Genomic DNA, 24,865 nt, shown 5'->3' with positions numbered 1-24,865 from the left:
ACCGTCGAAAAAATAAAATAAGAAAGACTATCTGATTTTAATTTAAAAACCTAAACTACTATCTTAGATGAGGTAAAGAAGATGAATCTATTAAACTCAAACTATGCATCAAAAACTCCTCTTATTTTTAGCATTTTTACTAAGCTTTTCACTATGTTATTCATCTGATAATAGTAAAGAATCCTATTCAGCAAAAGAGATCATTAGCTTATCAAATAAGGGCAATTTAAATGAGGCAAAATCAAAAGCAAAAGAGTGGCTGAATTATGAAACTAAGATTCATGGACCGAAGAGTATTCATAATACAGTACCTTTAATTGTTTTAGGTAGAATATGTCTTAACCGACAGGAATACTCGGAAGCTACAGTTAACTTTCAGGATGCATTAGATATTTTTGATGAAACGACCGGATGGATGTTTCCCGATTATGCCATTTCTCTCAACTATCTATGTACCTCTTACTTACTTCAGGGAAGAACAATTGAACCTAAAAAACTGATGCCTCAAATTCAGAGTATTTTAGACAATACTTTAGGAGAAGCGAATACAAATCAAGTTCATTTTTATGCCAACAAAGGGTTATTATCCTTATTGGAGGAAGATATTGAAACGTCAGAAAACTATTTTACTCAGGCAAATGACCTTGCCAAAAAGGTAGAAAACAATATTAATTTCGATAACGATTTTTCTGATTTAAGAATATATACGGCCAAGCTGTATAATGCATCAAACCGTCAAGATGAAGCCATACGTATCATCGAAAAAGAGTTGGAGGTATTGGCTGATAAGGGTTGGGATAAATCAGCCAATTATGCTAGAGCACAAATGGTTTTGGCTGTCTCATTTATGCTAGATGGACAGTATAGTCAATCAGAGCAATTGATGTTGGAAATAAGGAACAGAATTGAAAAAATATTAGGAGAAACTCATTTTTCCTATGCAGCGATCAATAAGAATATAGCACTGTTGTATTACTACCAAAGTAGATTCGATGAATCAGAAAAGCTATTGGAAGAAGCGGTTCAAATTTATAGAAAAGACCAAAAAGAAAAATATAACTTATCGGAATGTTTAGTGGGCATTATCAATCTTAAATTAAAGAAAGGAGAGTATGCTAATATCGAAAAGTTACTAGAAGAAGTAGAACGTTTGTTAGGAGATAATGCAAAAGAAAACCTTTACCTGCAAACGACTAAGGCACGATGGCAAATCATAAAAGGGGAATTTGTAAAAGCAGAGATATTATTAACTTCTCAATTGGATAGACTACGCTATAGCCATAAAATGTACACTAGAAATTTTGTGGAGTCTTACCTCGATTTAATAGAGTTACAGATTTATGTAGGAAGGACGAAAAGTCCAGAAATGTTATTAAAGCAAGGGGAGAAATTGCTTAGAGAGGCAGGGCAAGATTCCACCTTAAATTATGCTGAAATTTTATCGGTGTCAGCATTTCTAGATGAATATGAGGGACAATATCATGCTGCTTTAAAAAAGTTAGAACAATCTGAAAAGTTATTGATGAGTTTCTGTGGTAAAGATCACCTTGGGATAGGGATGATCAATGAGCAGAAGGGAAGAAATTATTATTATCTCAATCAATTAGATTCGGCCACTTATTGTATCAATCAAGCATTAGAACTATATGACGATAAACTCAAAAAAACGGAGGTGCATTTTATTCATGCTCGAATTTATAAAGCTTTAATTTATTTAAAAAGAGAGCAATATACATCAGCAATAAAGGAATTTGAACAACTTTCTCATCTTACTTTTGACGGAACAATTTTAAATACAAGGGTAAGGGCTGATTGGGCATACACCTTGGCGCTAAGTAAAGAATGGGAAAAAGCAGAACAGTTAATTATTGAAGCAGTAAAAGACCGTTTCGAATTTTATGACTTAACTATGAGGTATTCAAGTTCTCAGGAAAAAATGAAATATCTCAATAGTACAAACAGGTTATTTGATCGTTTTTTCGACATTTTTGATTTAATGGGTGATGAGGTTTCACCAGAAATGTTGATGTATTGTTACACCATTCAGATACGGTTCAGGGATTACTTTTTGGTCGAAACAAGAGATCGATTGGATCATATGTATGAGTATAGAGAAGAAAGATTAAACCAAGGTTTTCCATCCTATACCAGCAAGTTATTGAAAGGTAGGGATCAAATTGCTACCGTTAATTTCTTATCCAATCAGCAAAGAGATTCCTTAAAAGTGAATATCAATAAGCTGCAATCGAAAATCAATAACTTAGAAAAGACCTTAGTATTAGCAAGTAACAAATACCTTGGGAAACAACAATATAACAGAGATTTAAGTTTTGAAAGTGTACGTCAAAAGCTTGGTAATAATGAGGTGGCTATAGAAATCATCAAATTAAGGACTTCAAAAACACACTCGAATAAGTATATCGCTTTATTGGTGAGTAAAGAAATTGATCACCCTTTAAAAGTAGATTTAGGAGAAAGTAATTTCTTGGAAGGAAAAGTATTTTATAATTATCAAAGGAAAAATACTCCGCTTGGAAGAGGATTGGAATTTATCGATGAGGAGAAAAATGATGATCCTTATGATAATTATTGGTTGCCTATCAAGAAGACAATAGCATCGTTAAATATTAACGCAGAGCGAATCTATTTAGTCACAGATGGAATTTATAATCTGATTAATGTAAACACCCTAAAGAATCTAAAGACAAACCGCTATGTACTAGAGGAGGATTATATCCGTCAGTTGACAAGTACGACCACATCATTTGATTTGATAATAAACAGAAATAAAAAACATAAAACGGCTTATTTGGTCGGTAATCCAATATTTGACGAACGTTTACTGGAGGAATCAAAAACGAGGGGTTCAATAAGCAAAGGATTGAACGTACGCTTAGCTGAATTGCCCGGTACAGGAAAAGAAATATCAAATTCTCACCAATTATTACTTAAAGGAGGGTGGGATGTAGAGGTCTTTACAAGGGAAAAAGCAAAAGAAGGAATTTTTAAAAATATGGAAAAGTCACCGGATATTATTCATATTGCAACTCATGGTTTTTTTATCAATAACTTTAAAAACAGTATCAACGAAAATACTTTATTGAAGTCGGGTCTTTTCTTTAGTGATTACACCAATAGCGATTCAAGATCACTTCAGGAGATATACGAATCTGGAAACGATGGGATTCTAACAGCTTATGAGGTAGCGGGACTTAATCTGCAAAATACGGAACTACTTATTCTTTCGGCATGTCAATCTGGAGTTTCAGAAGTGAAAGAAGGTCAGGGGATTTCGGGGTTGCAATATGCCTTTTCTATTGCAGGTGTAAAATCCGTGGTGATGAGTTTATGGAATGTGGACGATCAGGCTACTCAAGAGCTAATGACCAAGTTTTATGAGTATTGGAGTGATAATAATGATCGACATCAAGCATTCAGAAAAGCCCAATTGGATATCTTAAAAAAGTATGAAAGGCCCTATTATTGGGGAGCTTTTGTGATGATTAATTAAGGTATAAGTGTAGAAATTACATGATATTTTCTTATATTTAGTTCATAGAACCAATACAACAAACCTAGGAGATTATCATGACTGAAATTAACAATATATACTTCAACAAACACAAGCTGCAAAAAGAGAAAAGGATAGCACAAATTTTATTGATGACTTTGTGGGTGTCTCAAATCCTTTATCTCATTTTTCTCAATAATAAAACGTTTTACACACTAGCACCCGGAATTCTTATTCCCCTTGTTTTTAGTGTTTTTGTACATTATCGAGTGTCTTACTTAAATCGAATGTACTTCTCAAATACTCCAGCAATTACGTTTGATTACGAGAAAATTCAATTGTACAATCTAAAGCGTATTCCTTGGGATAGAGTAATTGATATTCAAATCTGCCATCCGAAGAGAAAGTTTAAACATGCCGAACTAAAAATCACTTATTTCGAAAATGAAAAACTGTTCTATGTGGATGAGGTAGATATTTATAAAAAATACTCTTTACATCAGGGAAGTGAATCGATAGGATTGAAATATGTCGATTTTCCTTTAGCAGAGCTGAATTACTTACTCAACAGTAAAAGACGATTAAACTTAACTATCAATAATTAAATCGATAGTTAAGTAAACATCAATGTATGAGTAGGTAGTTTATTATTCTTCAGCCTCGGCTAAAAACTCTTCTTCAGTAGTCGCATAATACTTTTTGATATCAGCATATGGAGAATCTTCTCCTTCGAAGTAAGCTTTAATTTCTGCAATCGGAATAGTATCTTTTAATGTGGCTGAAGCTTCATAGATATGATTGCCATGGAAATCGTGACACTGTAAACAGGTATTCCAATTCTTTTTGGCGATGAGCTCTTTATGAGAAATCTCTAAAGGATCATTCTTCATTTCTGTGTCTTCATGACAACTCTGACAGTACCCTAAATTAGTTTGAGTGATTCTTACCCCATTGTGTTCTTGATGACAAGACTCACACTGAGTCACCCCTAATTCTTGTCTTGCCTCAGCAAAACGAGGTTCCTCAAAACGATGTAGAGGGTGTCTGTCGTTTTCTCGATCATGACACGCTAAACATTTCTGAGTATCCACATTCTCCGTACCGAAGTTGGCCTCTGTTCTTCTCAGTCCAACCGTATGCATCACATTGGCTTGCAATTGTTGAAAAACATTGCCTTTTGCAGAAGTGTGACAAGAAGAACATTGAAGTTCTTCATGTCCTGTATTCAATGGGCCTTTACTTAAATAGTCTTCATTAGCTGGGTGAGACAAGACTACATAACATATACTTGTGATAAAGAAACCAACACTTAACCCAATCCATTGTCGGCGTCTTTTTCTACTTATTTTAAGCATATTCAATGACTACATCGTTAGAAACTGGATGACAAATACAAGGAAGAATATAACCTTCATCTTGTTGTTCTTTACTCAGCACATGCCCATCTCTCATATAGACTTCACCTTGTTTCACCTTAGCCGTACAGCTACCACAAATACCATCCATGCAAACATAAGGCATGCTTAATTTATGATCCAAAGCAGCTTCTAAAATGTTACTTTTGGCTTGTACCGTAATGGTATGTTCTGTGCCTCCTCGAATAATTTTCATTTCTCTATTTTCAAGGAAAGCACCTACTTTTTGCATTTCTTGTGCAGATGGAGGAGGAGCAGAGAAACGTTCGATATGAATGGTCTTTTCGTCTACACCTGCAGCTTTTAAACCTTCTTCGGCTTCGATCATCATTCCCGATGGACCACAAATAAAATATTCTGTTTCCTCAGCGGCCCATTTTGGTATCTTTTTAAGATATTCAGCCACCTGAGATCTTTCTACTCTACCTTTATAGCACTCTTTAAAATCACCCGGTTGTTCTATAATATGTACCAATTGAAGTCGGTCGACAAATTGATTCTGGTAGTTCATCAAGTCCTTATTGAATATGATGGATTCAACATCTCTGTTGCCATAAAATAAGGAAACAATACTTTGAGGTTCGAGATGAAGAATTGATTTCAAAATGGATATCAAAGGAGTAATACCGCTACCGGCACCAAACAAAACAATATGTCTTTTCAGTTTAGCATCAGGCTTGATAGTGAAATCACCCATTGGGTAAAGCACCTTTATTTTTTCTCCCTTTTTGATATTATCAAATAGAAAGTTCGATACTTTACCATCCTTAATTCTTTTTACGGTTACACTCACTGTTTGATCCACCTTTGGTGCAGAGTTTAAAGAATAGCATCTTCTTTCTACTTTTCCATCAACATTGACCAATAGCGTTAAAAATTGACCAGGAGTGTATTTAATCTTTTTAAAAAACGGTTGTTTAAAGTGAATACTGATAGCATCAGGTGTTTCCTGTACTACATCGACCACTTTTAATTTTATAATCTTTTCCATGAGTTTCTATGTTTTTAGTTGTGAGTTACTCGTAATAAAACACCACCCAAATATGATAGAAGGTCATAAAAGTGATGAAAACAGAAAAGCCTACATGAATAATCATCCAGCCTTGAAAAACGAGTTGAGATTTTGATTTAAGGACTTGCAGGTTGAACATCCCCATCAAAAAGTTGAGGAAGAAAGTAACGCTCAATACCATTAAGTAGGCAAACCCTAGTTCCATAGAGTGTATATAAAATAGGAGAGGAGTAAAGGCTCCCAACCAATTATGGATCTTATGAAACAAGATAGAACGGCTTTCCCATTTTGGGGTAATACGCACTAAGCTTAAAGTCCATTGAAACAGAATAATAATCATGAGCCCAAGCCCTGACCACCTTCTGTAAGATTGTTCTTGTTGTAAACTGTAAAGGGGTTCCCACCTCAGTTCTAATGCATCTTGTAATACAAATAATAGAAAGAGAAAACCACCAATATAAATGTAATTTTGCTTGCTCATAACGATGAGATTTAGATGGACCGCACCTCCGGGGTTGTAATACATCACTATTGGCCAGGTGAAAGTGGGGAATACCAATACATAATAGTTGGAGGCGCGGCATCATCATACTAACTAATGATAGTAAATATTAAAAATCACAAACTTCTGATAGAATTCTTTTAAAGTTTTAGTATTGCATTTAATGTTTCTTCAGAGGCCAGTTCCCCAACTGAATCTAAGAAAATGGTAGGTTCTGGTAATTGATAACCTTCTGCAGGCCATTCAACTCCAACCACAGGGATATCGCTATCTTTAAATGTCTTTGTTTTATCAATGTATTTCTGGAAGGTAGACGAAGCCCCATTTCTATATGCCATAATCATTTTTTCCAGCTCATCGAATGATACAGAGTCTTCAGGATAAGTCCATGTTGTTGCTCCTTGAATATCTCCCAATACCCAATCCGATTTAGTAGTTTCAGGGTGTTGATTGTGACAGCTGACACAAGCACCAGCCGATGCAAAGTCAGGGAACATAGCTGTGTAGAGTTTATTTTCCTCATCGAAGAAGAACTTTGGCTGTTCGTCTTCTCTCATCTGTGCAAACAGTTCAGCTTGTTTACCCTTGAATTTATTCGATTTTCTAATGGGGAAATCCGAACCAAGAAACAACCCAAGTGGCACTTCTTTGTCTTTTCTGATTTCTCCAGCAATTCCTCTTAAAAATAGAGCAGGTAGTGGACCAGCTTCCACATGGTCTTTTTCCCAATCTTCATCGAACTTAAGTCCTTTCTTTTTGCCAGCACCCACAATGGCTTTAGTGTATAATGTTCTGGCTACATCATTTTCTTTAGCGACAATTGTAAAAGCCTCTTCAATAGAATACTTTTTCGAGGAAACTTCGGTTCCAGTATTGTCTTCTGGTAATGGTTGACAACTAAAGTTTGTCAAACCAATAATAAATAAAATGAAAGTTGTCTTAATAATGTTAGATCTGAAAGTCATGATTGTAGTGTATTGTTTGAAACATGTGTATTAAAAAATCAGTAGCAATAGCTGTCTGATATTAATTAAGCGTGATTGTTAAAGGTGGGCGAAGGGACACCGAGTGAAAAGCCCCTTGCCCATGTACCATAGAATGGTTACTCATGAAAGAGTCGATTGTTATTTATTCAACAGTTTCTACAGTTGCGGCAGCTTCTTTCATAGTCGTTGCCAAAACAGTATAAACAGTTGTCCAAGCTTCTTGTACTTCATCTGTCCAGTCGTCGCCTAATCCTACACCTAAAGTGTAAAGTAAAGCCTCTGCAACAGTATCATAGTGTTTATCTTCTACTTGATACACTACATGTCTTCTACCCAAATCTTGTACTACAGGAACTAACGCATCTAAGTCGTTTAATCCATTCACTGCAGCAGCAAGCATGGTCATCAACTTTTTACCTTGTTCTTTGATGTCTGTTTTGAATAAAGGTCTTAAAGAAGGATCCAGTTCAAAAAGTTTGGTGTAGAAAATTTCTGCTGCTTTATCAGAAATTGGTGCCACCATAGCAAAAGTGTTTTGCACAAGTTTTTTTTGTTGTGAAGTGATCGGTCCTTCTTCTTTTTTCTTCTTACCGAAAAGTGATGATAAAAATCCCATAGTAGAGTAAAATTTAGTTATTATGATAATATTTCTTCCTTGTCAAGAGTAAACAAAGCAGTTAATGCCTCGCTTAAATCTGCAGAATCTCCTCTTTGACAAGCTTTTCTTAATTGTACTGCAGGTAGACTAATAATCTTATTGATAAGTTGATTAGATACCTTTTCTGCCGCAGCAATTTCTTCTGGGTTCATTTCTTTTTTGAAGTTGGCTAGGGATAACTCTCTTAACTCTTGCAATTGTTGTTTAAGGAATCGTACTGTGGGAACCATATTTTGCTCCTTTTTCCAAAGTGCAAATTGATGAATACCCTCTTGAATCAAAGTATTTACTTTTTCAATCTCTGATTTTCTAGTAGCTAATGTTTGTTCTTTGTATTTACTTAAATCGTCTATATTAAGTACCTGACAACCGTATTTAAGTAGTTGAGAGTTGATCGATCTAGGTGTTCCAAGATCGATTAAAGTTTTAGGATAGGCACCATCAAAATCACCTACACCAAATGTTCTTGAATTCCCGTCTACACAAGAAATAATGTGATCAAAAGAAGATAAATGCGCATTGAGCTGATCATAATGAAGTAGCTGAAAACCTGTTTCATTACACATTTGTATCGCCTTTGACATGGTCCTATTCGTTAGGAAAACATTCTTCACATTTAATCTTGACAGATAGCCTGCGACGTTTTTTCCCATATCGCCAATACCGATAATTAATGTGGTTTCATGTGGTAAGCAAGTATCTTTTAGTAGTTTCGCGGCATTGTAGGCACAAGATGTAGCTCCTTTGAGAAATTCCGTTTCGTTAAAGACTTTTTTATGAACATTAAATAAAGTGTGCATTAAGCGGTGCAGGTAACTTTTACACATACCCACTTCAGTAGCAATATTGTATGCGTTTTTTAACTGACCATAGATTTGTAAATCACCTAGAATAAAGGAGTCTACACCCATACCCACCTCTAATAAATGTTTTATACCAGCCTCATGCTCATAAGAATCAATGTATTTATAATACTTTTTGGAAGGAAGTTCACACTTAAAAGCACAAAGTAATTTAAGGATCAAATCAGTTTGATTGGATTCGCTTAGATAATAGACTTCCATTCTATTGCAAGTAGATAACACTATAGCTTCTTGAATATTTATAGTATCATTCAGTTGTAATAAAAATTCAGAAGTCTCTTGATCTGATAAGTAAAACTTCTCTCTAATGTTTATTGTAGCGTTGCGATGAGAAATTGAAAAAGTATAAAAGTTCATTGATATCTTTGTTAGTAGGGAATAAGCGTGACTTAATTCCTTTTGTTACACAATCTTTAAAACGTTAAGTTTTGTTTGCTGACTCTACAAAAGTAGAATAGGCATTTCCTTTAAACTATGTGATATTTCATCTTAGTAATAGTTTTTAATTGTATAATTATCTGTCATTTGACAGTTTTTAATGAAAAATCGAAAAAATGCTCTGAATATTAATTATTTAACAATAAAGGTATTGTTATTGTGATGATATTTGTGGAGTTTGTATATAAATAGCAGTGTTTTGATTGTGAATATTTTCATATAACTGAATAATCTAAACACTTTACACTGTTATATAGAGTGTACGAAAATTAATTCATTAAACAACTTTATCGTATAACGGTTATCCTTTAGACATAAATTTGTTTTATTATCCATCAACCAACTTCGACTATAAAAATGATTAACTTCTTTATAATTTGCGCCACATTATTGTTCCTCTCAGTATTTCCCTTACCTACTGAGTACTATGTATTTTTAAAAGTAATTATTAGTATTGGGGCCGTTCTTGCTTCTGCAAGAGAGTGGAAAATGTTTCAACGGTTAACCGTTCACTTGTTAGGGTTTGTTTCCATCTTTGTTGTTTTTAATCCATTATTTCCATTAGAGATTGGTAGTAAGTTAGTTTGGATTTTTATTGATTTCGCAGCAGGTGGTTTATTTGTGTACTACTCATTATTCAGAAAGGTGAGTATTGTAAATAAGTTTAGGAAACGAAAGACTGAAAAGGTGTAATCATTACTAAAAACCAATAAAAAACCTATATCAATTTACTAAAAGCAGCAATAAGAAATTTTGGCTTTGATGATTCAATTCATCAAAGCCTTTTTTAGTTTTTGAGGGAAGATCAATTATCAAACTTAAAGTATTCGTTAGCAACTTCACCTTCTGGGTAAGTGGTAATTACTACTTTAATTCCTTTATTATCAGCGGTAAGATTAAGAATAGTTCCTCCCTTACACTCAATAATGTTTTGGTATTTTAAATTTTCAGCAAATAGAGTATTAAAATACTTAGTTTGTTCTTCATTACACATTTGGTGAAATAAACTTTCTGCCAATTCCAAAGCAAGAAAATCATAATCTTCAATATTTTCCAAAGCGTTAAAATGATCGGTAAATACAACGGTGTCATCTTCCAAGGTAACTTTTGTATGTTCTTCTGAACGTAAAGCCATAATGGCAATTTCTTTTGTTTGAGCGAATGAAGTGATTTGAAATAAAAGGAAGATGGATAGAGTGATTAACTTTTTCATAATGATATTTTTTAGTGCCGACCCGAAGGCCGGCTTATTATTTTAATAATTATTTATTCTCTGTGTTATCTAATTTATAATCTCTGCTTTTGATGAAATTACCATCAGCATCGAAGTCTGTTCTTCTTCTCTTCATTGAAGAAGGAATCTTTTCTGTAGGAACGAATATTGGTTTATCTGATGGCCATACTGGCATTAACTCTGGTTGGTATCCTTCTGGGTAGTACTCTTCTGGTTTATACTGCATGTCTCTTATATATTGATTTTGCATATCCTCTCTTTTCTTTCTTGGAACTGGTACAATCATACCATCGTTTGCAGATACCTGAGATCCTGCCTGAGGAGGTGTAGCATTTGGATAATCTGGTAACTGACCATCTCTTACCCAAATTTTATCTTTTGTGACATTCACAACCACTCCATCAAAACCAAAGTGGAAAGGACCATTATAGTGTTCTCTAACTTCTGCCACCATCTCGTTGTTGGCGTATAAGTCGTCGAAGGTGTGAGTGGCCATCGCTAATCTCGGGTTAGCATCATCGTATAATTTACCGGCTGCATAAGCAGGGTTGTGGTGCGTATCAATGGTATATCTAGAAAGTACTGCCGGAACACCATATACTTGAGAAGATATTGAAACTACTTCTACTTGCATCTCTGTAATCAAGACATCGGCGTCTTTACCATATTTAGCGGTTAATTTATTAGGTCTACCATCACCAGAAAAAACAACCGACATACCTTTGTATTCTACTCGGTAAGCTGAAGCTCCATCTTTACAGTGTGCTTGTTGCCAGTGGATCACTTGAATTCCATCTTGGTCATAGATTACACCACCATCATCAGTGAAATCGAATTCGTTTACTTCAATTTCCCATCCTCTACCAATAGGGAACACATCGAAAGCATCTCTGTGCCATTCCGTCATCATCTTCATACCTTCAACCATGTGTGCTGTACCGTATTTAGGTTCAGAACCCGATGGTCCAGTAATTCTTAGAGGTTCGTTCCATCTACCGTTCCATGCACCAAACATATACACATAAGGTAATGCACCGTAGTGGTCAACATGCAAGTGAGTTAAGAATACGTCGTTGATCTCGTTTAAGGCAATACCAGCACCAACAAAGTTAGCAACCGAACCTTCTCCAATATCAAAGATTAAGTTCTTACCATTGCCAAATTGTATTAAGATAGAAGTATTGGCTTGACCAGGGCGAATCATTGGTGAAGACCCCATAAATATGATTCTAATTTCTTCTTCCAAAAGGTCTTCTGTATTTGGATACCAATTGGCTGCTGAAACCATATGATCCATTGGAGCGATTCCTTCAAACATTAAACCTTCATTCCACCTTCCTAATGGAACACCTGCTGTTAAAGTGGTCATTAATTGAGCAGAATCTGTTTGGAAAACACCTGCTTGATTTTTTAAATCATTAATGTCATCAGTAACTACACTTTCTTTATTGTTAACGTAACCAGCGGCTTTAGTGCCAGTTCCTTTATAATCACCTTTGTAATCATTTGGACCTTGATCGTATTGTGCTACAACATTGAATGTCATAAATAAACTGATAGCAAAAAGAGATATTAATTTTTTCATTTTAGTGAATTTTTTTAATTTAACCATTTGGTTAAATCAGGTTTATGATTTTGCAAATTGATTTGATTATTAACCTCAAATCAAGAGAGTATAAATTTTATCATCAAATATTATTGGTTGATATTAAACTTATAATTAACCAAACGGTTAAACTGCATTTGGGTTGCGATATTTAAATTGGTTAACAATAATAATTTAAATAAATAGAAAAAGGCTTCCTTTCGGAAACCCTTTTTCATCATCATCATCTATATATTAATCAAAGTAAGGTTGTTTATGGTTAACCTACTTTGTGATATATACTCCGTTGTTATATAATTGAGTTAGTGTTTTGTTTAGATTAGAATCATCATCTAGTGGATTATTTTTAATGTTGAGATATTCCAACTGCTTTAACTGAATAAGTTGATTAGGAATTTTCTCAATCATATTGCTACTAATATTTAATTCTTTTAATTGATCTAATTGGGTGATTCCCTCTGGAAGATCTGAGAGTTGATTATCATAAATATCAAGTATTCTTAATTGACTAAGTTGTTTGATATTGATGAATCCTCTCAGTTTGTTATGATGAATGTAGAGTGCTTGTAAATTCTTTAATTCACCTAATTCATCAGGAACATCTTCCAAAAGGTTAAATGAGAGATAGAGCTTAGTTAAGTTTTGTAGTTGTTTGATATCAGCATCAACCTCTGTGATCTGATTATGATAGATATCTAATTCTTTTAGTTCCTTTAACGAAAATACTTCTTTTGGGATATTTTGTATCTGATTTTTGTAAAGTATCAAATTTTCTAATTGAGCTAACTGACCAATAGACTCGGGAATTTCTGCTATGTTATTTGACGCTAGTAGAAGAACCTTTAACTGTTTCAACTGATTAATTTCATCAGGTATTTGATCTATATACCCTTCATTAATTGATAAGTTGGATAATCCCTTCATTTTACAAATTGAAAAGGGATCAATTAAAGCACTCGACTCGATCCATCAAGATTTAGACTTTCAAGTGATTTACATTTTTGGATTCTTTTGGTGTTCATCAAAGGGTTATTACCTATTCGAAGCACCTTTAGCTTTTTCAGTTTTTTCAGACCTTTAGGTAACTGAGAAATACCACAATCACTTAAATCCAAATACTCTAGATTTTTAAACTTCTTGATATTAATCCGTTTATTAGAAAAATCATTTTGAGATAAATTTAGATATCGAATATTTTCTATCGATTTTAAATCAGATGGAAATTGCTTTAGTCGATGATTAGTAAATACGAGCGTATCTAATTTTTCTAACGCTATAATTTCATCAGGAATTTCTTCTAAGTCAGAATCACTAAATTTAATTTTATGCTCTTTTATTGATAGAGTAGAACATTGATTTAAAACCTCTAACCTTTTCTCAGCCCTTCTTTTTTCATCTTGTTTCTTCATTCTCTCAGCAGAAGATGGAAGATAACTACTATTTAATAGTGTGATATGAAGTTTGTCAGCCTTGTAAGCTAAAACCTGTTCAGATTGTTTTTGCTTGATATCTCTTCTACTTTCTTGAGCGAAGTTAAAAGTATAATAATGGATAAATAGGAGAGTAAGAAAAAGTTTGATATTCATGAAAGTTAGTTTTTTCGGGTTGTTGTAGATGAAATACAACAACCCGTAAAATTTTAGATTAGGTCAATATTATAGCTGAAAATTCACAGGAAGTACTATTCTTTGTTTAACCACTTGTCCCCTTTGAGTGGCAGGGTACCAGTCGGTTACAGTTTTTTCAACAGCTTCAACTGCTACTTTATCTAATGATGGATGTATACCTCTAACAACTTTTACATCTTCAGCTTTACCTTCTTTGTTTACAACAAATTGTACATAAACCTTTCCTGTAATATCTGCCTTTTTAGCGTCCTCTGGGTATTTGATGTTTTCAGACATTTTAGCGTAAAATGCATTCATACCATTTGGAGCACTAGCAGGGTTTTCTACTACTTCGAAAACATCATTTGCAGGTTGTAGTTTTGCTGCATCTGTTGTCTTTATTTCAAATTCTTTCTCTGCGTCATAATCTCTTTCAGTATATGGAAGAGATTTAATTTGAGAAATAATAGGTGATTTAAGAGCATCTCTAAATGTCATAACTATAATTCCATCTACCTTGCCATGAAACATCACTGGCATTTTAGAAGTTTCCTTAATGATATTGATTGATGCAATGTTTCCAGGTTCTAGCTGATCAGATGTAATTGTTGAAGTTCCTTCTTCTAGATTAGATGAAAATATTTTACCTTGGGTATCCCAGTAAGTTTTATCATCAATATTAAAACCATATAACGTTTTAACTTTTACCTCTTGTAACTGATCATTCATCGCTCTCACCTCATTATCAATGCAAGATTGAAGAATAACAATAGAACCAAGGATAGAAATAAGAGATACAATCGAGAAAGCACGTTTCCATTGTGCTGAGCGTTCTTGTTTTAGCATTTTAATTCTTGTTTTTACGGTGGAAAATTGAAATCCATGGCCGACACTAAGAGAGAGATCTTCAAAAAGTGATCGAACCATTAACTGACCGTATGATGCATCGTTAGTCATTTCATTTGCCTTTTTATCGGCAATGTATTCATGCTGCGTGCGCAGTGCAGCATCAATGATATATATCGCTGGATGGAACCAAAATAGAATTTTAATCAATTCCATCGCAAATATGTCAATAGAGTGTAGTTCTTTAACATGCGTTTCTTCATGTCTAAGAATCAGTAACTGCTCTTTTTTATTCAGTTCTTTTGAGTTATCCCAAAAGATATATTTCAGATAAGCAAAGGTTGGATACTTACCCTCGGTGAAAACCAAATGGTTTCCTTCAAATTTTTCCCACTTACTTTTCGAAATAAATCGTATTAATTTGATATTCGAAAAAATAAATCGAATAAGTAATGCAGAGGTAATTCCTATATAGAGCCAAAGTAAAATAGACCAATAATTAATGGTAGTTAAAGTCTCTTTTACGGAAGTATCTTCACCAATAGTGAGTTCAGGAAGATAAACAGTTGGTAAACTTTGTATTGCAGCTATATCAGCAGTATAGCTTAGCATATTTACTGCCGGGAACAATAAACTGATAATTAACCCCAACAATAGTGTCAGCCTGTTTTGTTGAAAAAACGTTTGCTTCTTTAAGAATAATAGATAAACTAAAGAAAGGAGAGTAATACCAATAGAGGAGATAAATAGATAGCGTATCATAACTTATTCTTTTTTGTTTTTATCTGACTCTAAATCATTTAATAAATCTTCTAATTCATTGATATTGACATCTTCTTTTTTAGCAAAGAAGGATACCATGTTTTCAAAAGAACCACTAAAGAAACGTCCAACAAAGCTTTTTAAATACTGATGTGAGTATTGTTCTTTGCTTATCAAAGGATAATATTGATGTGACTTTCCAAAGGTTTCATGACCAACAAATTCCTTTTGCTCTAAAATTCTAATAATAGTAGAGATGGTATTATAAGCAGGTTTTGGTTCTGGAAGTTCTGCTATAATCTCTTTTACAAAACCTTTATTTAGGTTCCATAAAACTTGCATTACTTGTTCTTCTGCAGTGGTTAACTTTTTCATATGATAGATGATGATTGAATGAAATAGTACTTAACTATTCGAATACATCTGCAATTATCAACTAAAAGTTTAGTTATCAAAATTTATCAACTAATATTTTAGTTAAAAAACTAAAAACTTAGTTTAAAACGCAACTCAACAAGATTAAAATAGGTTTAACATATTACGCAATATGAACTCAATGTTAAGAAAGTGAATATTATAAAATAATTCATTAACAGTCAATAAATCAACGATTTACACATAAAAACACTTTTGTTGAGTCATATACATGATGTTAATCATCAAAAAATGATAAGTGTGATTCACACGCTTTACAAATGTTTTATCTATATTTGTTACATCAATGTTAACAAAGCGTGACATTGGAATGACGACAAACAAAAAAATACAACTATGAAAAAATTAAATATATTATCGGCTTTATTATTCACATTTGCTTTATTCTTAAATAGTGCTACTGCAGAAAATCATCCAGAAGATGACAAACCTTTATTCTCATATAAGCAGGCTAAAGCTATTAACTACGAGGAGGCTATGCGTTTAGTAGAGTATCCTGAGATAGGGAAAAATTTAGCCATCGAAGGTACTGTTAAAGTAAGAGTATATGTTAGTGCTGAGGGGACCGTAGAGAAATATACTATTATGGAAGGTTCTGATACTCGTTTAGCATCTGCAGTAGATAATGCAGTGAAATCTTTAGAGTTTGAGCCAACGGTTGTAATTAATAATACAACAGGGGATGCAGAAGCAGTTCCATCTTGGGTGGTGATTCCATTCAATTTTTCATTGAATTTCTAAACATAACAAGTAGAAATATTATATTCTTCAAAGTAAAAAAGCCTGTCGTAAGACAGGCTTTTTTGTTTATATCAATTTAGAAAAAGTTACCTTCTTCTCTTTTTGTTTCTAGATTTCGGTTTACCAGAATTACTTTTTCCTTTTCCAGCACTAACTTTTGATACACCCTTATCCACTTGCTTGAATTTTTCTTCACGCTTTTGTTGTGCGTGATATTTAAGTAGATCTTCTGCCATTCTAGAGTTACCCGTTTTTCTTAAAGTATCTCTAATCCATTGGTGATTTTCTTTTTTATACCAGAAGAAGAATTTATTCTGATCCTTCTTTCTTCTAGGATCTTTTACCGTATCGACAGGTTTTAATGTATATGGATGTACTCCTGCGTAATAGATGACAGTGGCAGTAGTCATTGGAGTAGGAGTAAAGTCTTGCACTTGTTCCAATTGGAAGCCCATTTCCTTAGTTTCTAATGCCAAATTGGCCATGTCTTCCATTTCACACCCGGGGTGTGAAGAAATAAAGTAAGGAATAAGTGGTTGCTTTAAACCATGCTTCTTATTGATCTGATCAAACTTTTGTTTGAAAGTATGGAAATGCTTGAACGATGGCTTTCGCATAATTCTTAAAACCGGGTCGGAAGTATGCTCAGGAGCTACTTTCAAACGTCCTGGAATATGTCTTGTCACCACTTGTTCCATGTATTCATGTAAACTTTTGGTTTCATCTGATTTGTTATAATCAGATACCAGTAAGTCATAACGGATACCACTACTTACAAATGCCTTTTTAATTTCAGGCATCTTATCTACTTTACGATACAATTGTGTCATCGCTTTGTGAGAAGAATCTAAGTTATCACAAACCACAGGGTGGATACATGATGGACTCACACACTTATCACAAATGGATTGTACTTTACCTTTCATTTTGTACATGTTCGCACTAGGTCCACCTAAATCACTTAAGTAACCTTTAAAATCAGGCATTTTGGTCACTTCCTTGATTTCTTTCAGAATTGAATTCTCTGAACGGGAAGCAATCATTTTACCTTGATGTGCCGAAATTGTACAGAAACTACATCCACCAAAACATCCTCTATGCATATTGATAGAGAACTTAATCATTTCGAAGGCAGGAATAGGTCCTTTGTTTTTATACTTTGGATGAGGTAATCGGGTATAAGGTAAATCAAAAGAAGCATCGATTTCTTTCTCCTTCATGGTTTTGTAAGGAGGGTTAATGACTAACCTTTGGTCGCCTACTTCTTGAGTTAAACGATCGGCATATTGTTTATTCGATTCTCTTTCGATATGCTTAAAATTAGAGGCAAAAGCGATTTTATCTTCCAAACATTTTTCATGTGAATTCAACTCAATCGTATTCCAATGCACTCCTTTTGGAATATCTTCTTCGATAGGTTGAAGAATCGCTGTTTGCTGAATCGTTTTTAACGAACGCATAGGTACCCCTTTTTGCACCAACTTAATGATTTGCTTCAAAGGTTGTTCTCCCATACCATATACCAAGATATCAGCACCCGATTCCTTTAAAATCGAAGGTTTTAACTGATCAGACCAATAGTCGTAGTGAGTCACTCTTCTAAGTGAAGCCTCAATACCACCAATTAAAACAGGAATATCAGGATATAATTCTTTAAGAATTTTAGTGTATTTAACTGTTGCATAGTCAGGTCTAAAACCTGGTGCACCATCTGGAGTATAGGCATCGTTAGAACGCTTTCTCTTTGCGGCAGTATAGTGGTTTACCATGGAGTCCATGCAGCCACCTGTCACTCCAAAGAATAAATTGGGTTTCCCTAATTTTTTGAAATCACGTAAGTCATCTCTCCAATTCGGTTGAGGAATAATACCTACTTTTAAACCTTCAGCTTCTACCAAACGGGCAATTACTGCAGCACCAAACGAAGGGTGATCTACATAAGCATCTCCAGAGATGATAATTACATCTAAACTATCCCATCCTCTTAGTTCCATCTCTTTTTTAGTGATAGGCAACCAATCGGACAAATTATTTTCCTTTCTGATCATAATAAACTTAATCTGAAGTCCCCCAAAATATTTGATATTGAATTGATTGAAAGTTATCAAATACTATTTTGGTAAGTACATACGCACTTTAACTAACATTTAACTAAATGTAGTATCAAAAGTTTTGCGAGACATGCATCTGCAAAGTTCGTAAGAAAGAAATTGATTATTGTTATTTAAATGGAATTATTTAAACCTTTTCGAGATCCAAGTAGGTAAAACGATTGTTCCCATCAACAAATAAGTATAATAAGTGAACAATCTCCAGAAAAGGGCGACGACAATTACTAAGCCTGCATCGTTGAAAAACTCTTTAAAAAATTCTCCGAAGAAGTATTCGGCTGTGCCTGCACTACCTGGAGTAGGAGAGATCAACATCACAATCCACATGATAATCTGACGTCCGAAAATAAGGAATTGATCTAAAAATTGCCCTTGAGTTAAAGAGAATAAATCGATGTGAAGGAATGCATTGATTAAACAATTCAACATTGCATATCTAGATGACCAAATAAAGACAGTAGAGAGAATTACTTTAAGCCAATAGGAAGTTTTATGTCCTTTTAATTCTCTTGAAGCTACAATCATTTCGTTGCCACTTTTTACGGCCATTCTTCTCCAACGTTTTGTAAATCTATTGGAAGTAAGAAACCATAAGAATTTTTTAAACGATTTTGGACCGATAAATAATCCCCAAGCCATAAATGCGGTATATACTGCGATTAAGCTAACACTGACCACAAATATCTGTTTCAACCCAAGCGTCATTCCGAGTATTTCTGCAGAATAATTATTGGCAGGGAATATTGATCCAGGAAAAAGTATGATGACAAAAATGGAGGCGAACACGAAGAATAGATTATCTAATATGGCGGTAAGCATTACAAAACTTAATGCCTTACCAAAAGATATTTTTTCTCGATTCATGATAAAGACGGCGACACTTGTCCCACCAACCACAGAAGGAGTAATTGCTGAAGCAAACTCCCAAAGCATGATAACAAAGAAACTAGAATTCCAACTGAGGTGTTTGTTGGTTAATGTTCTAATTCTATACATATAGCCTGCATCTCGACCAATTAAAACAACAAAAGATAGGAAGATCCACCAAATGTTCATGTTCCCTAAGTGATCGATTATTTGATCCACTTGAAAATCATCGGATGACCAAACCATATATATCGGCACTGCTAAACCAATTAATATTGGAATTAAAGCCCGAGTTGGACTTAAGTTTTTAAGCATTTTCTGCTGTTGCGTATCCATAGGAATGCCGGTTTTTTTGTTGGTTTAAGATCTTGAAAAGTCGGAGATGTGAGATGTCCTTATTTTGGACTCTCAAAAATACAGTCAATTTTCAATTATCAAGAAGTTTATTGCTTTTTTTAAATGTATTGAAGCAGTTTTTTTAATAGTTTTTCAGGATCGAAAGGTTTAGATGCAAAATCGTTGAAGCCTTTGTTTTCAATTCCATGAATATCATCACTTGTTACATCTGCAGTTAGAGCAATTATAGGTAAGTTTTTGTAATAGTCTTTTTCAAAAGATCGTATCATTTTCGTGGCCTCGAATCCATCCATAACCGGCATCTGAAGATCCATTAAAATAATTTTAATGGATTCATTATTCGACTTTAGTTGATCAATTGCCTCTTGACCATTTCGAGCTGTAATAATATTTGCATGCCATCGGCTTAAAAATTCTGTAGCAATAAGGACATTGAATTCATTATCATCTACTAGAAGTACATCTACATTTCTTAGATCTTGTTGAGGATCGATATTTACTTGTCTGCGTTTTTTCTTTTCTTCTTTTTTTTGATTAGGAGAAATTTGATAAGGAATTTTTGCAATAAAAGAGGTGCCTTTGCCTATTTCACTTTCTACGTCTAAGCTACCTTCAAGAAGATTGACCAATTTCTTAGAAATACTTAATCCCAAGCCAGTACCTCCAAATCGTCTAGTTGTACTCGTGTCCTCCTGAGTAAAAGCTTGAAATATATTATTGATTTTCTCTTTTGATATTCCTATTCCTGTATCGATAACTTTAAATTCGTAGACTATTGAATAGTCGTTTTTGAAAGTACTTTGCACATTTACTTTCACACCACCTTTATCAGTAAATTTTATGGCATTGGATATTAAGTTTAATAGAATCTGAGAAAGTCTTGTTGGGTCACCCACAACATATTCCACAGGAATTTTTTCTAGTTCCAATTCAAATGTGATATTCTTTTTCTCTGCATTATCAATATGCATAGCAAAAACATTCTCTAAAGTCTCGGTTAAAGAAAAACGAATCTTTTCTAAATTCACCTTATTGGCTTCTAATTTATTGAAATCAAGGATTTCATTAATTAATCTCAGTAAATTATCGGCAGCAAATTGCATCATGTTAAGCTTTTTGTGTTGATAATCGTTAAGATGAGAATCAAATAATAAGTTGATAGAACCGATAATGGAGTTCATTGGTGTTCGGATTTCATGGCTCATCGTTGATAAAAACTCCATCTTAATATTAGCCAATCTTTCCGCTTTTTCTTTTTCGTCCTTTAATTTCTGCTCCACAATTTTTCTGGAGCTAATATCCATACCGTAAACATTCACGTAATTATATTGTTGAATTGGCCTAACTGTAAAAGCATAGTGTTTGTTATGAATCACTTGTTCATATACTTTCATTTCATTTAGTGCAAGTGTCTTCTTAAACATAGTAGCATACGCCCATTTCAATTCTTCAAAGTGGGGTAGAATAAACTGAGATGCATCATTTCCAAAGATGAGTTCACCTTCACTATCAAAACGCATTACGGGATAAGGATTTTGTAATGCAAATTTTGATATCATATCAATCTCTCTAGTTTTTTCTTTAGAAATCGCAATTTCCTTTTCTAACTTAAGCTGATTTAAAGATGCGATAATAGAGTTTTTGAAATGTTTAAAGACAACATTTAATTTTTTAATGGAAAGAGCATTTAGTCTATCATCTTTGAGCGTACTGGAATGATAATGAATGACGCCAAAGTTATCCAAACAATGAAATAGATGAGTACCTGATGCGATTTTTGTATTCCCTTCTATATTATAATCCTCAGCAATTTCAATGGTAAATATATCGTCTGCTGTCTGATGAGAAAGGTAGTGATTGACCAAAGAAGTTTCAGTTTCATGACCTTCTTTGGTAGGGAAACTTAAAATATTTATCCATTCGTTAGCAATGGAAGTATCTTCCGTTTCTATTAAATTAGTCTCTAAAATAGTATTGCCTTTAATCCACAAAGAAGCATTAGAAATACTCTTTCTATGCATTAAAAGTTTAATGAAATTATTAATGTTCTCGTAAAAATGTAAAGTTTTTCCAGTCTGTAATGATAGCTCATACAAAAGCATCATATCCTGTATAACTTCATGGTTATTATTTTTCGATAGCATTGACTACAATAGTTTTATTTAAATATTCAACCATTTTATTTTTACTCAATGAAGAAATTTCTCCAAGAGATAGAACCCCAATGGTGTTAGGAGATGTTTTGTGCTGTGCACTACAAACCTCTAATTCCTTTTCATATTCATCTTCCAGAAATAATAATCTAGAAATACAATCTACTAGAAACAGCTGAGAAGGTTTTTTAGTTTCCTTTACGTTTTGGGCAGCTATGTTTGCGGCATTTATCAAATCAGTTTTTTCTGCACCCATTATATAAACAATGGTGTTTTCCAATATTTCACCCACACATTTAATGGCACCTTGTTCATTAATTAAAATGGGATCTCGAATAATATCTTCATAACCTTCTTTTGAAAGACCGAAAGGATGATTTTTAGCACCTGAAAAGAAATCCTCTTTATCAATTACATCTTTTCCAATGATCTCCTGATACACTTCGAATGCATTCTGCCAATTCAATTCATAGATCCAATTTTTGTCTGTTTTTGTAGCCACCAAAGGACCATATAAACGATTCCAGCCATGTTTTACATCAATAGTAAACTCACTTTTGGTGGAACAGATGATGGCACAATCTTTATAAATGCCATGATTATCAAATACACTTAGATGTTGATTGAGAGATAAAGATCCAGTCCCTCCACCAAAAATTTGATAATCGGTACCTAGCTGCTCATAGATGTTTTCAATAATACGTTGAGAATTTGATGATAAACCATCTATCAACAAGTAAATATTTTGCTCATCTTTATGACTAAAACTTTGTGAGTGGAAAAGCTTTTCTTTTGAAATGAAGACGGGTGAATTTTTTGAAGGTATAGGGTGGCAAATAAATCCTTCATCTAAGGCTTTATTACCATGAATAATTTTAGGAAAGAATCCTCCAAAGAATTTGATGTTGATTTTATTACATTCATCAATTAGTGTTGGTATTTCTTCTTTATTATTCTCAGCAACAAGAAAAAGAAATACTGTTTCATTGATATCAAACTCCTGAATTAAACTTTTTAAAGGATCAATATAATTATCAAATAGATAGAACATTTTTAATGGGTTATTGTCTATCTAATATAACTAAATTTTATCAACTTTTTGACTTAGAAGTGGTGTCATCTTCAGCTAACCCTTCATCAAATACTTTTTGAGCTTCATTGACCATTGGGTCTTTCAAATTCGCTACTTTATAATATCCTTCATCACCCCAAATCGTCTGAGCTATTAACTCTTTTATCCTATGTTTTAGGTTGATGTTAATCGTAGCATCATTGATATTGGGTTTTCTTTTATTGATGCCCATGAGTACAGCAAAATCTTCTAAATCTTGGATGACATTTTTTTGTCTGTCAAAATCCTTGATAAAATGATCCAAGCCATTCTCCATTAAATCAATATAACGGTCATTAGCGTATTCAATTGCAAAATCTCGAAGCACATCAGTATGTTCTAATGTGTAATAGTAAATGCCCATTGATGCTGTATCCAAAGGGATAAAGTTGTCAGGAATAATACCTCCACCGCCATAAACGATTCTATTTTTGTCGGTTTTAAATTGAGGCATTTTATCTGTTTTAATGCTGTCTTTGTTGAATAATTCACCACTCTCGTATCGATTAGAAATATCATCACCGTAAGAAATTCCTTCTCCATAAGGTTTTTGAATACTTCTTCCACTAGGAGTGAAATATCTTGATATTGTTAGGCGCAATAAAGAATTGTCCTTAAGTCGTATTTGTCTTTGAACCAATCCTTTACCGTATGTTCTTCTACCAATGACAACCGCACGATCATGGTCTTGTAAAGCACCTGTTACAATTTCGGAAGCAGAAGCACTTCTTTCATTTACTAAAACGGCTATTGGTCCTTCGAAATCGGGATTTCTCTTGCTAAATTCTTTCTCAGTGAACTCGTTTCCTTTACCTTCTGTGTAAACAATCAAATCGTCTTTTGGTAATAAATCATCTGCAATTTTTACTGCCTGACCTAAAAATCCACCACCATTATTTCTTAAATCGATCACAAGGTTTTCCATACCTTCTGATTTCAGAAATAATAAAGCATTATGGAATTCATCGTATGTTTTCGTAGCAAATTTACTAATCTTAATGTATCCTGTTTCTTCATCAATCATGTAATGGGCTTCGACAGATGGAGTAGGGACAACATCACGTGTAATGGTAAAAGCAATAAGTTCTTCTTTCTTTTTTCTTTTGATTTCTATATCAACCTTAGTTCCTTTTTTGCCTCTTAATTTTTTTACAATGGAAGCATTGTCCAATTCTTTACCTGCAATTGTATCACCATTAACGACAATAATCTTGTCACCTGCTCGAATACCAATTTTTTTAGAGGGGCCACCCGGCATTACGGATAAAACTTTTAAAGTATCTTCAATTACTCTAAACTCAATACCTACACCTTCAAAACCATCATCTAAACGAGAAGCCATAATATCAGCTTCATCTGCAGGAACATAAACAGTATGAGGATCTAAATCTTTCAGAACATGGTCAATAGCTTCTTGTGTTAATACATTAATATCAACACTATCCACATAATATTGATCGACGTAATTCAATAAACGTTCAAACTTTGTGGCATTTTTATCCACCATCAACCGATTGGTCGATGGATCTGGGGCCCGTAAATGAGAGCCTACGAGTACACCAATGCCTATGGAAACCCCTACAATTAGAGGTAGCCACGCTTTAATGTCTACATTTTTTGAATTAGTACTATCGTGTGTCATTTTCTGAA

21 protein-coding genes are annotated in these 24,865 nt (G+C 33.8%); 4 read left to right on the top strand and 17 right to left on the bottom strand.

Going from position 1 to position 24,865, the window contains the following annotated elements; all coding sequences use genetic code 11:
• Nucleotides 1-103 precede the first annotated feature (103 nt).
• Together MY04_RS09095 and MY04_RS09090 are read left to right on the top strand one after the other, a co-directional pair.
• A complete protein-coding gene (locus MY04_RS09095) occupies nucleotides 104-3,511 on the top strand; it encodes a CHAT domain-containing protein (protein WP_066208846.1) in 3,408 nt (1,135 codons plus the stop codon).
• A gap of 77 nt (nucleotides 3,512-3,588) precedes the next feature.
• Entirely contained in the window at nucleotides 3,589-4,116 is a 528-nt protein-coding gene (locus MY04_RS09090) for a hypothetical protein (RefSeq protein ID WP_066208844.1), read from the top strand.
• Nucleotides 4,117-4,158: 42 nt separating this feature from the next.
• On the opposite strand, the gene MY04_RS09085 is transcribed toward MY04_RS09090, so the two are convergent.
• From MY04_RS09085 to hemA, 6 genes are all read right to left on the bottom strand, one after another.
• Nucleotides 4,159-4,866 carry a cytochrome c3 family protein gene (locus MY04_RS09085; protein WP_066208843.1) on the bottom strand — a complete coding sequence of 236 codons (708 nt, stop codon included), beginning with the start codon at nucleotides 4,864-4,866 and terminating at the stop codon, nucleotides 4,159-4,161.
• Nucleotides 4,859-5,917: a ferredoxin--NADP reductase gene (locus MY04_RS09080; RefSeq protein WP_066208841.1), complete on the bottom strand. Its 1,059-nt coding sequence runs from the start codon at nucleotides 5,915-5,917 to the stop codon at nucleotides 4,859-4,861. The genes MY04_RS09085 and MY04_RS09080 overlap by 8 nt, the downstream gene beginning before the upstream one ends.
• 25 nt (nucleotides 5,918-5,942) lie before the next feature.
• Nucleotides 5,943-6,419 (bottom strand): hypothetical protein, encoded by a 477-nt coding sequence (locus MY04_RS09075; RefSeq protein ID WP_066208838.1) that lies wholly within the window; start codon nucleotides 6,417-6,419, stop codon nucleotides 5,943-5,945.
• A gap of 161 nt (nucleotides 6,420-6,580) precedes the next feature.
• Nucleotides 6,581-7,405 (bottom strand): c-type heme family protein, encoded by an 825-nt coding sequence (locus tag MY04_RS09070; protein WP_066208835.1) that lies wholly within the window; start codon nucleotides 7,403-7,405, stop codon nucleotides 6,581-6,583.
• Nucleotides 7,406-7,568: 163 nt separating this feature from the next.
• On the bottom strand, nucleotides 7,569-8,042 hold the full coding sequence (locus MY04_RS09065; protein ID WP_205958175.1) for a globin family protein: 474 nt from the start codon (nucleotides 8,040-8,042) through the stop codon (nucleotides 7,569-7,571).
• A gap of 20 nt (nucleotides 8,043-8,062) precedes the next feature.
• Entirely contained in the window at nucleotides 8,063-9,304 is a 1,242-nt protein-coding gene (gene hemA, locus MY04_RS09060) for a glutamyl-tRNA reductase (RefSeq protein ID WP_066208833.1), read from the bottom strand.
• Nucleotides 9,305-9,742: 438 nt separating this feature from the next.
• Here hemA and MY04_RS09055 point away from each other — a divergent pair, with 438 nt between their 5' ends.
• Nucleotides 9,743-10,078: a DUF6804 family protein gene (locus MY04_RS09055; RefSeq protein WP_066208831.1), complete on the top strand. Its 336-nt coding sequence runs from the start codon at nucleotides 9,743-9,745 to the stop codon at nucleotides 10,076-10,078.
• Nucleotides 10,079-10,190: 112 nt separating this feature from the next.
• Here MY04_RS09055 and MY04_RS09050 read toward each other — a convergent pair whose 3' ends face one another.
• The 6 genes from MY04_RS09050 to MY04_RS09025 all read right to left on the bottom strand — a co-directional run bounded on the left by MY04_RS09050 (nucleotide 10,191) and on the right by MY04_RS09025 (nucleotide 15,815).
• Entirely contained in the window at nucleotides 10,191-10,598 is a 408-nt protein-coding gene (locus tag MY04_RS09050) for a hypothetical protein (protein ID WP_066208830.1), read from the bottom strand.
• 49 nt (nucleotides 10,599-10,647) lie between these two features.
• Nucleotides 10,648-12,204 (bottom strand): guanitoxin biosynthesis MBL fold metallo-hydrolase GntH, encoded by a 1,557-nt coding sequence (gntH, locus tag MY04_RS09045; protein WP_158297627.1) that lies wholly within the window; start codon nucleotides 12,202-12,204, stop codon nucleotides 10,648-10,650.
• A 285-nt stretch (nucleotides 12,205-12,489) separates the two neighbouring features.
• Entirely contained in the window at nucleotides 12,490-13,149 is a 660-nt protein-coding gene (locus MY04_RS09040; RefSeq protein WP_066208826.1) for a leucine-rich repeat domain-containing protein, read from the bottom strand.
• A 23-nt stretch (nucleotides 13,150-13,172) separates the two neighbouring features.
• Complete coding sequence (locus MY04_RS09035; RefSeq protein ID WP_066208824.1) at nucleotides 13,173-13,811, bottom strand: leucine-rich repeat domain-containing protein; 639 nt, start codon at nucleotides 13,809-13,811, stop codon at nucleotides 13,173-13,175.
• A 69-nt stretch (nucleotides 13,812-13,880) separates the two neighbouring features.
• A complete protein-coding gene (locus tag MY04_RS09030; RefSeq protein ID WP_084005813.1) occupies nucleotides 13,881-15,440 on the bottom strand; it encodes a M56 family metallopeptidase in 1,560 nt (519 codons plus the stop codon).
• A 3-nt stretch (nucleotides 15,441-15,443) separates the two neighbouring features.
• The gene (locus tag MY04_RS09025; protein ID WP_066208821.1) at nucleotides 15,444-15,815 is read right to left on the bottom strand and encodes a BlaI/MecI/CopY family transcriptional regulator; all 372 of its coding nucleotides are present in this window, start codon (nucleotides 15,813-15,815) and stop codon (nucleotides 15,444-15,446) included.
• A gap of 396 nt (nucleotides 15,816-16,211) precedes the next feature.
• On the opposite strand from MY04_RS09025, the gene MY04_RS09020 reads away from it, so the two are divergent.
• On the top strand, nucleotides 16,212-16,616 hold the full coding sequence (locus tag MY04_RS09020; protein WP_066208819.1) for an energy transducer TonB: 405 nt from the start codon (nucleotides 16,212-16,214) through the stop codon (nucleotides 16,614-16,616).
• Between the two features lie 86 nt (nucleotides 16,617-16,702).
• On the opposite strand, the gene MY04_RS09015 is transcribed toward MY04_RS09020, so the two are convergent.
• The 5 genes from MY04_RS09015 to MY04_RS08995 all read right to left on the bottom strand — a co-directional run bounded on the left by MY04_RS09015 (nucleotide 16,703) and on the right by MY04_RS08995 (nucleotide 24,857).
• Complete coding sequence (locus tag MY04_RS09015) at nucleotides 16,703-18,664, bottom strand: YgiQ family radical SAM protein (RefSeq protein ID WP_066208817.1); 1,962 nt, start codon at nucleotides 18,662-18,664, stop codon at nucleotides 16,703-16,705.
• A gap of 186 nt (nucleotides 18,665-18,850) precedes the next feature.
• On the bottom strand, nucleotides 18,851-19,930 hold the full coding sequence (locus MY04_RS09010; protein ID WP_066208815.1) for a lysylphosphatidylglycerol synthase transmembrane domain-containing protein: 1,080 nt from the start codon (nucleotides 19,928-19,930) through the stop codon (nucleotides 18,851-18,853).
• A 119-nt stretch (nucleotides 19,931-20,049) separates the two neighbouring features.
• Nucleotides 20,050-21,972, bottom strand: coding sequence for an ATP-binding protein (locus tag MY04_RS09005; RefSeq protein WP_158297626.1), 1,923 nt, complete (start codon nucleotides 21,970-21,972; stop codon nucleotides 20,050-20,052).
• Between the two features lie 106 nt (nucleotides 21,973-22,078).
• Nucleotides 22,079-23,155: an FIST signal transduction protein gene (locus tag MY04_RS09000; RefSeq protein ID WP_066208808.1), complete on the bottom strand. Its 1,077-nt coding sequence runs from the start codon at nucleotides 23,153-23,155 to the stop codon at nucleotides 22,079-22,081.
• 40 nt (nucleotides 23,156-23,195) lie between these two features.
• Nucleotides 23,196-24,857 (bottom strand): S41 family peptidase, encoded by a 1,662-nt coding sequence (locus MY04_RS08995; protein WP_066208807.1) that lies wholly within the window; start codon nucleotides 24,855-24,857, stop codon nucleotides 23,196-23,198.
• Between the last annotated feature and the right edge of the window lie 8 nt (nucleotides 24,858-24,865).

The sequence above is a fragment of the Flammeovirga sp. MY04 genome (genome assembly GCF_001682195.2).
Taxonomy (GTDB): domain Bacteria; phylum Bacteroidota; class Bacteroidia; order Cytophagales; family Flammeovirgaceae; genus Flammeovirga; species Flammeovirga yaeyamensis.
Note: the sequence above shows the minus strand (reverse complement) of the source record. Positions and strands in the feature narration are given on the sequence as shown.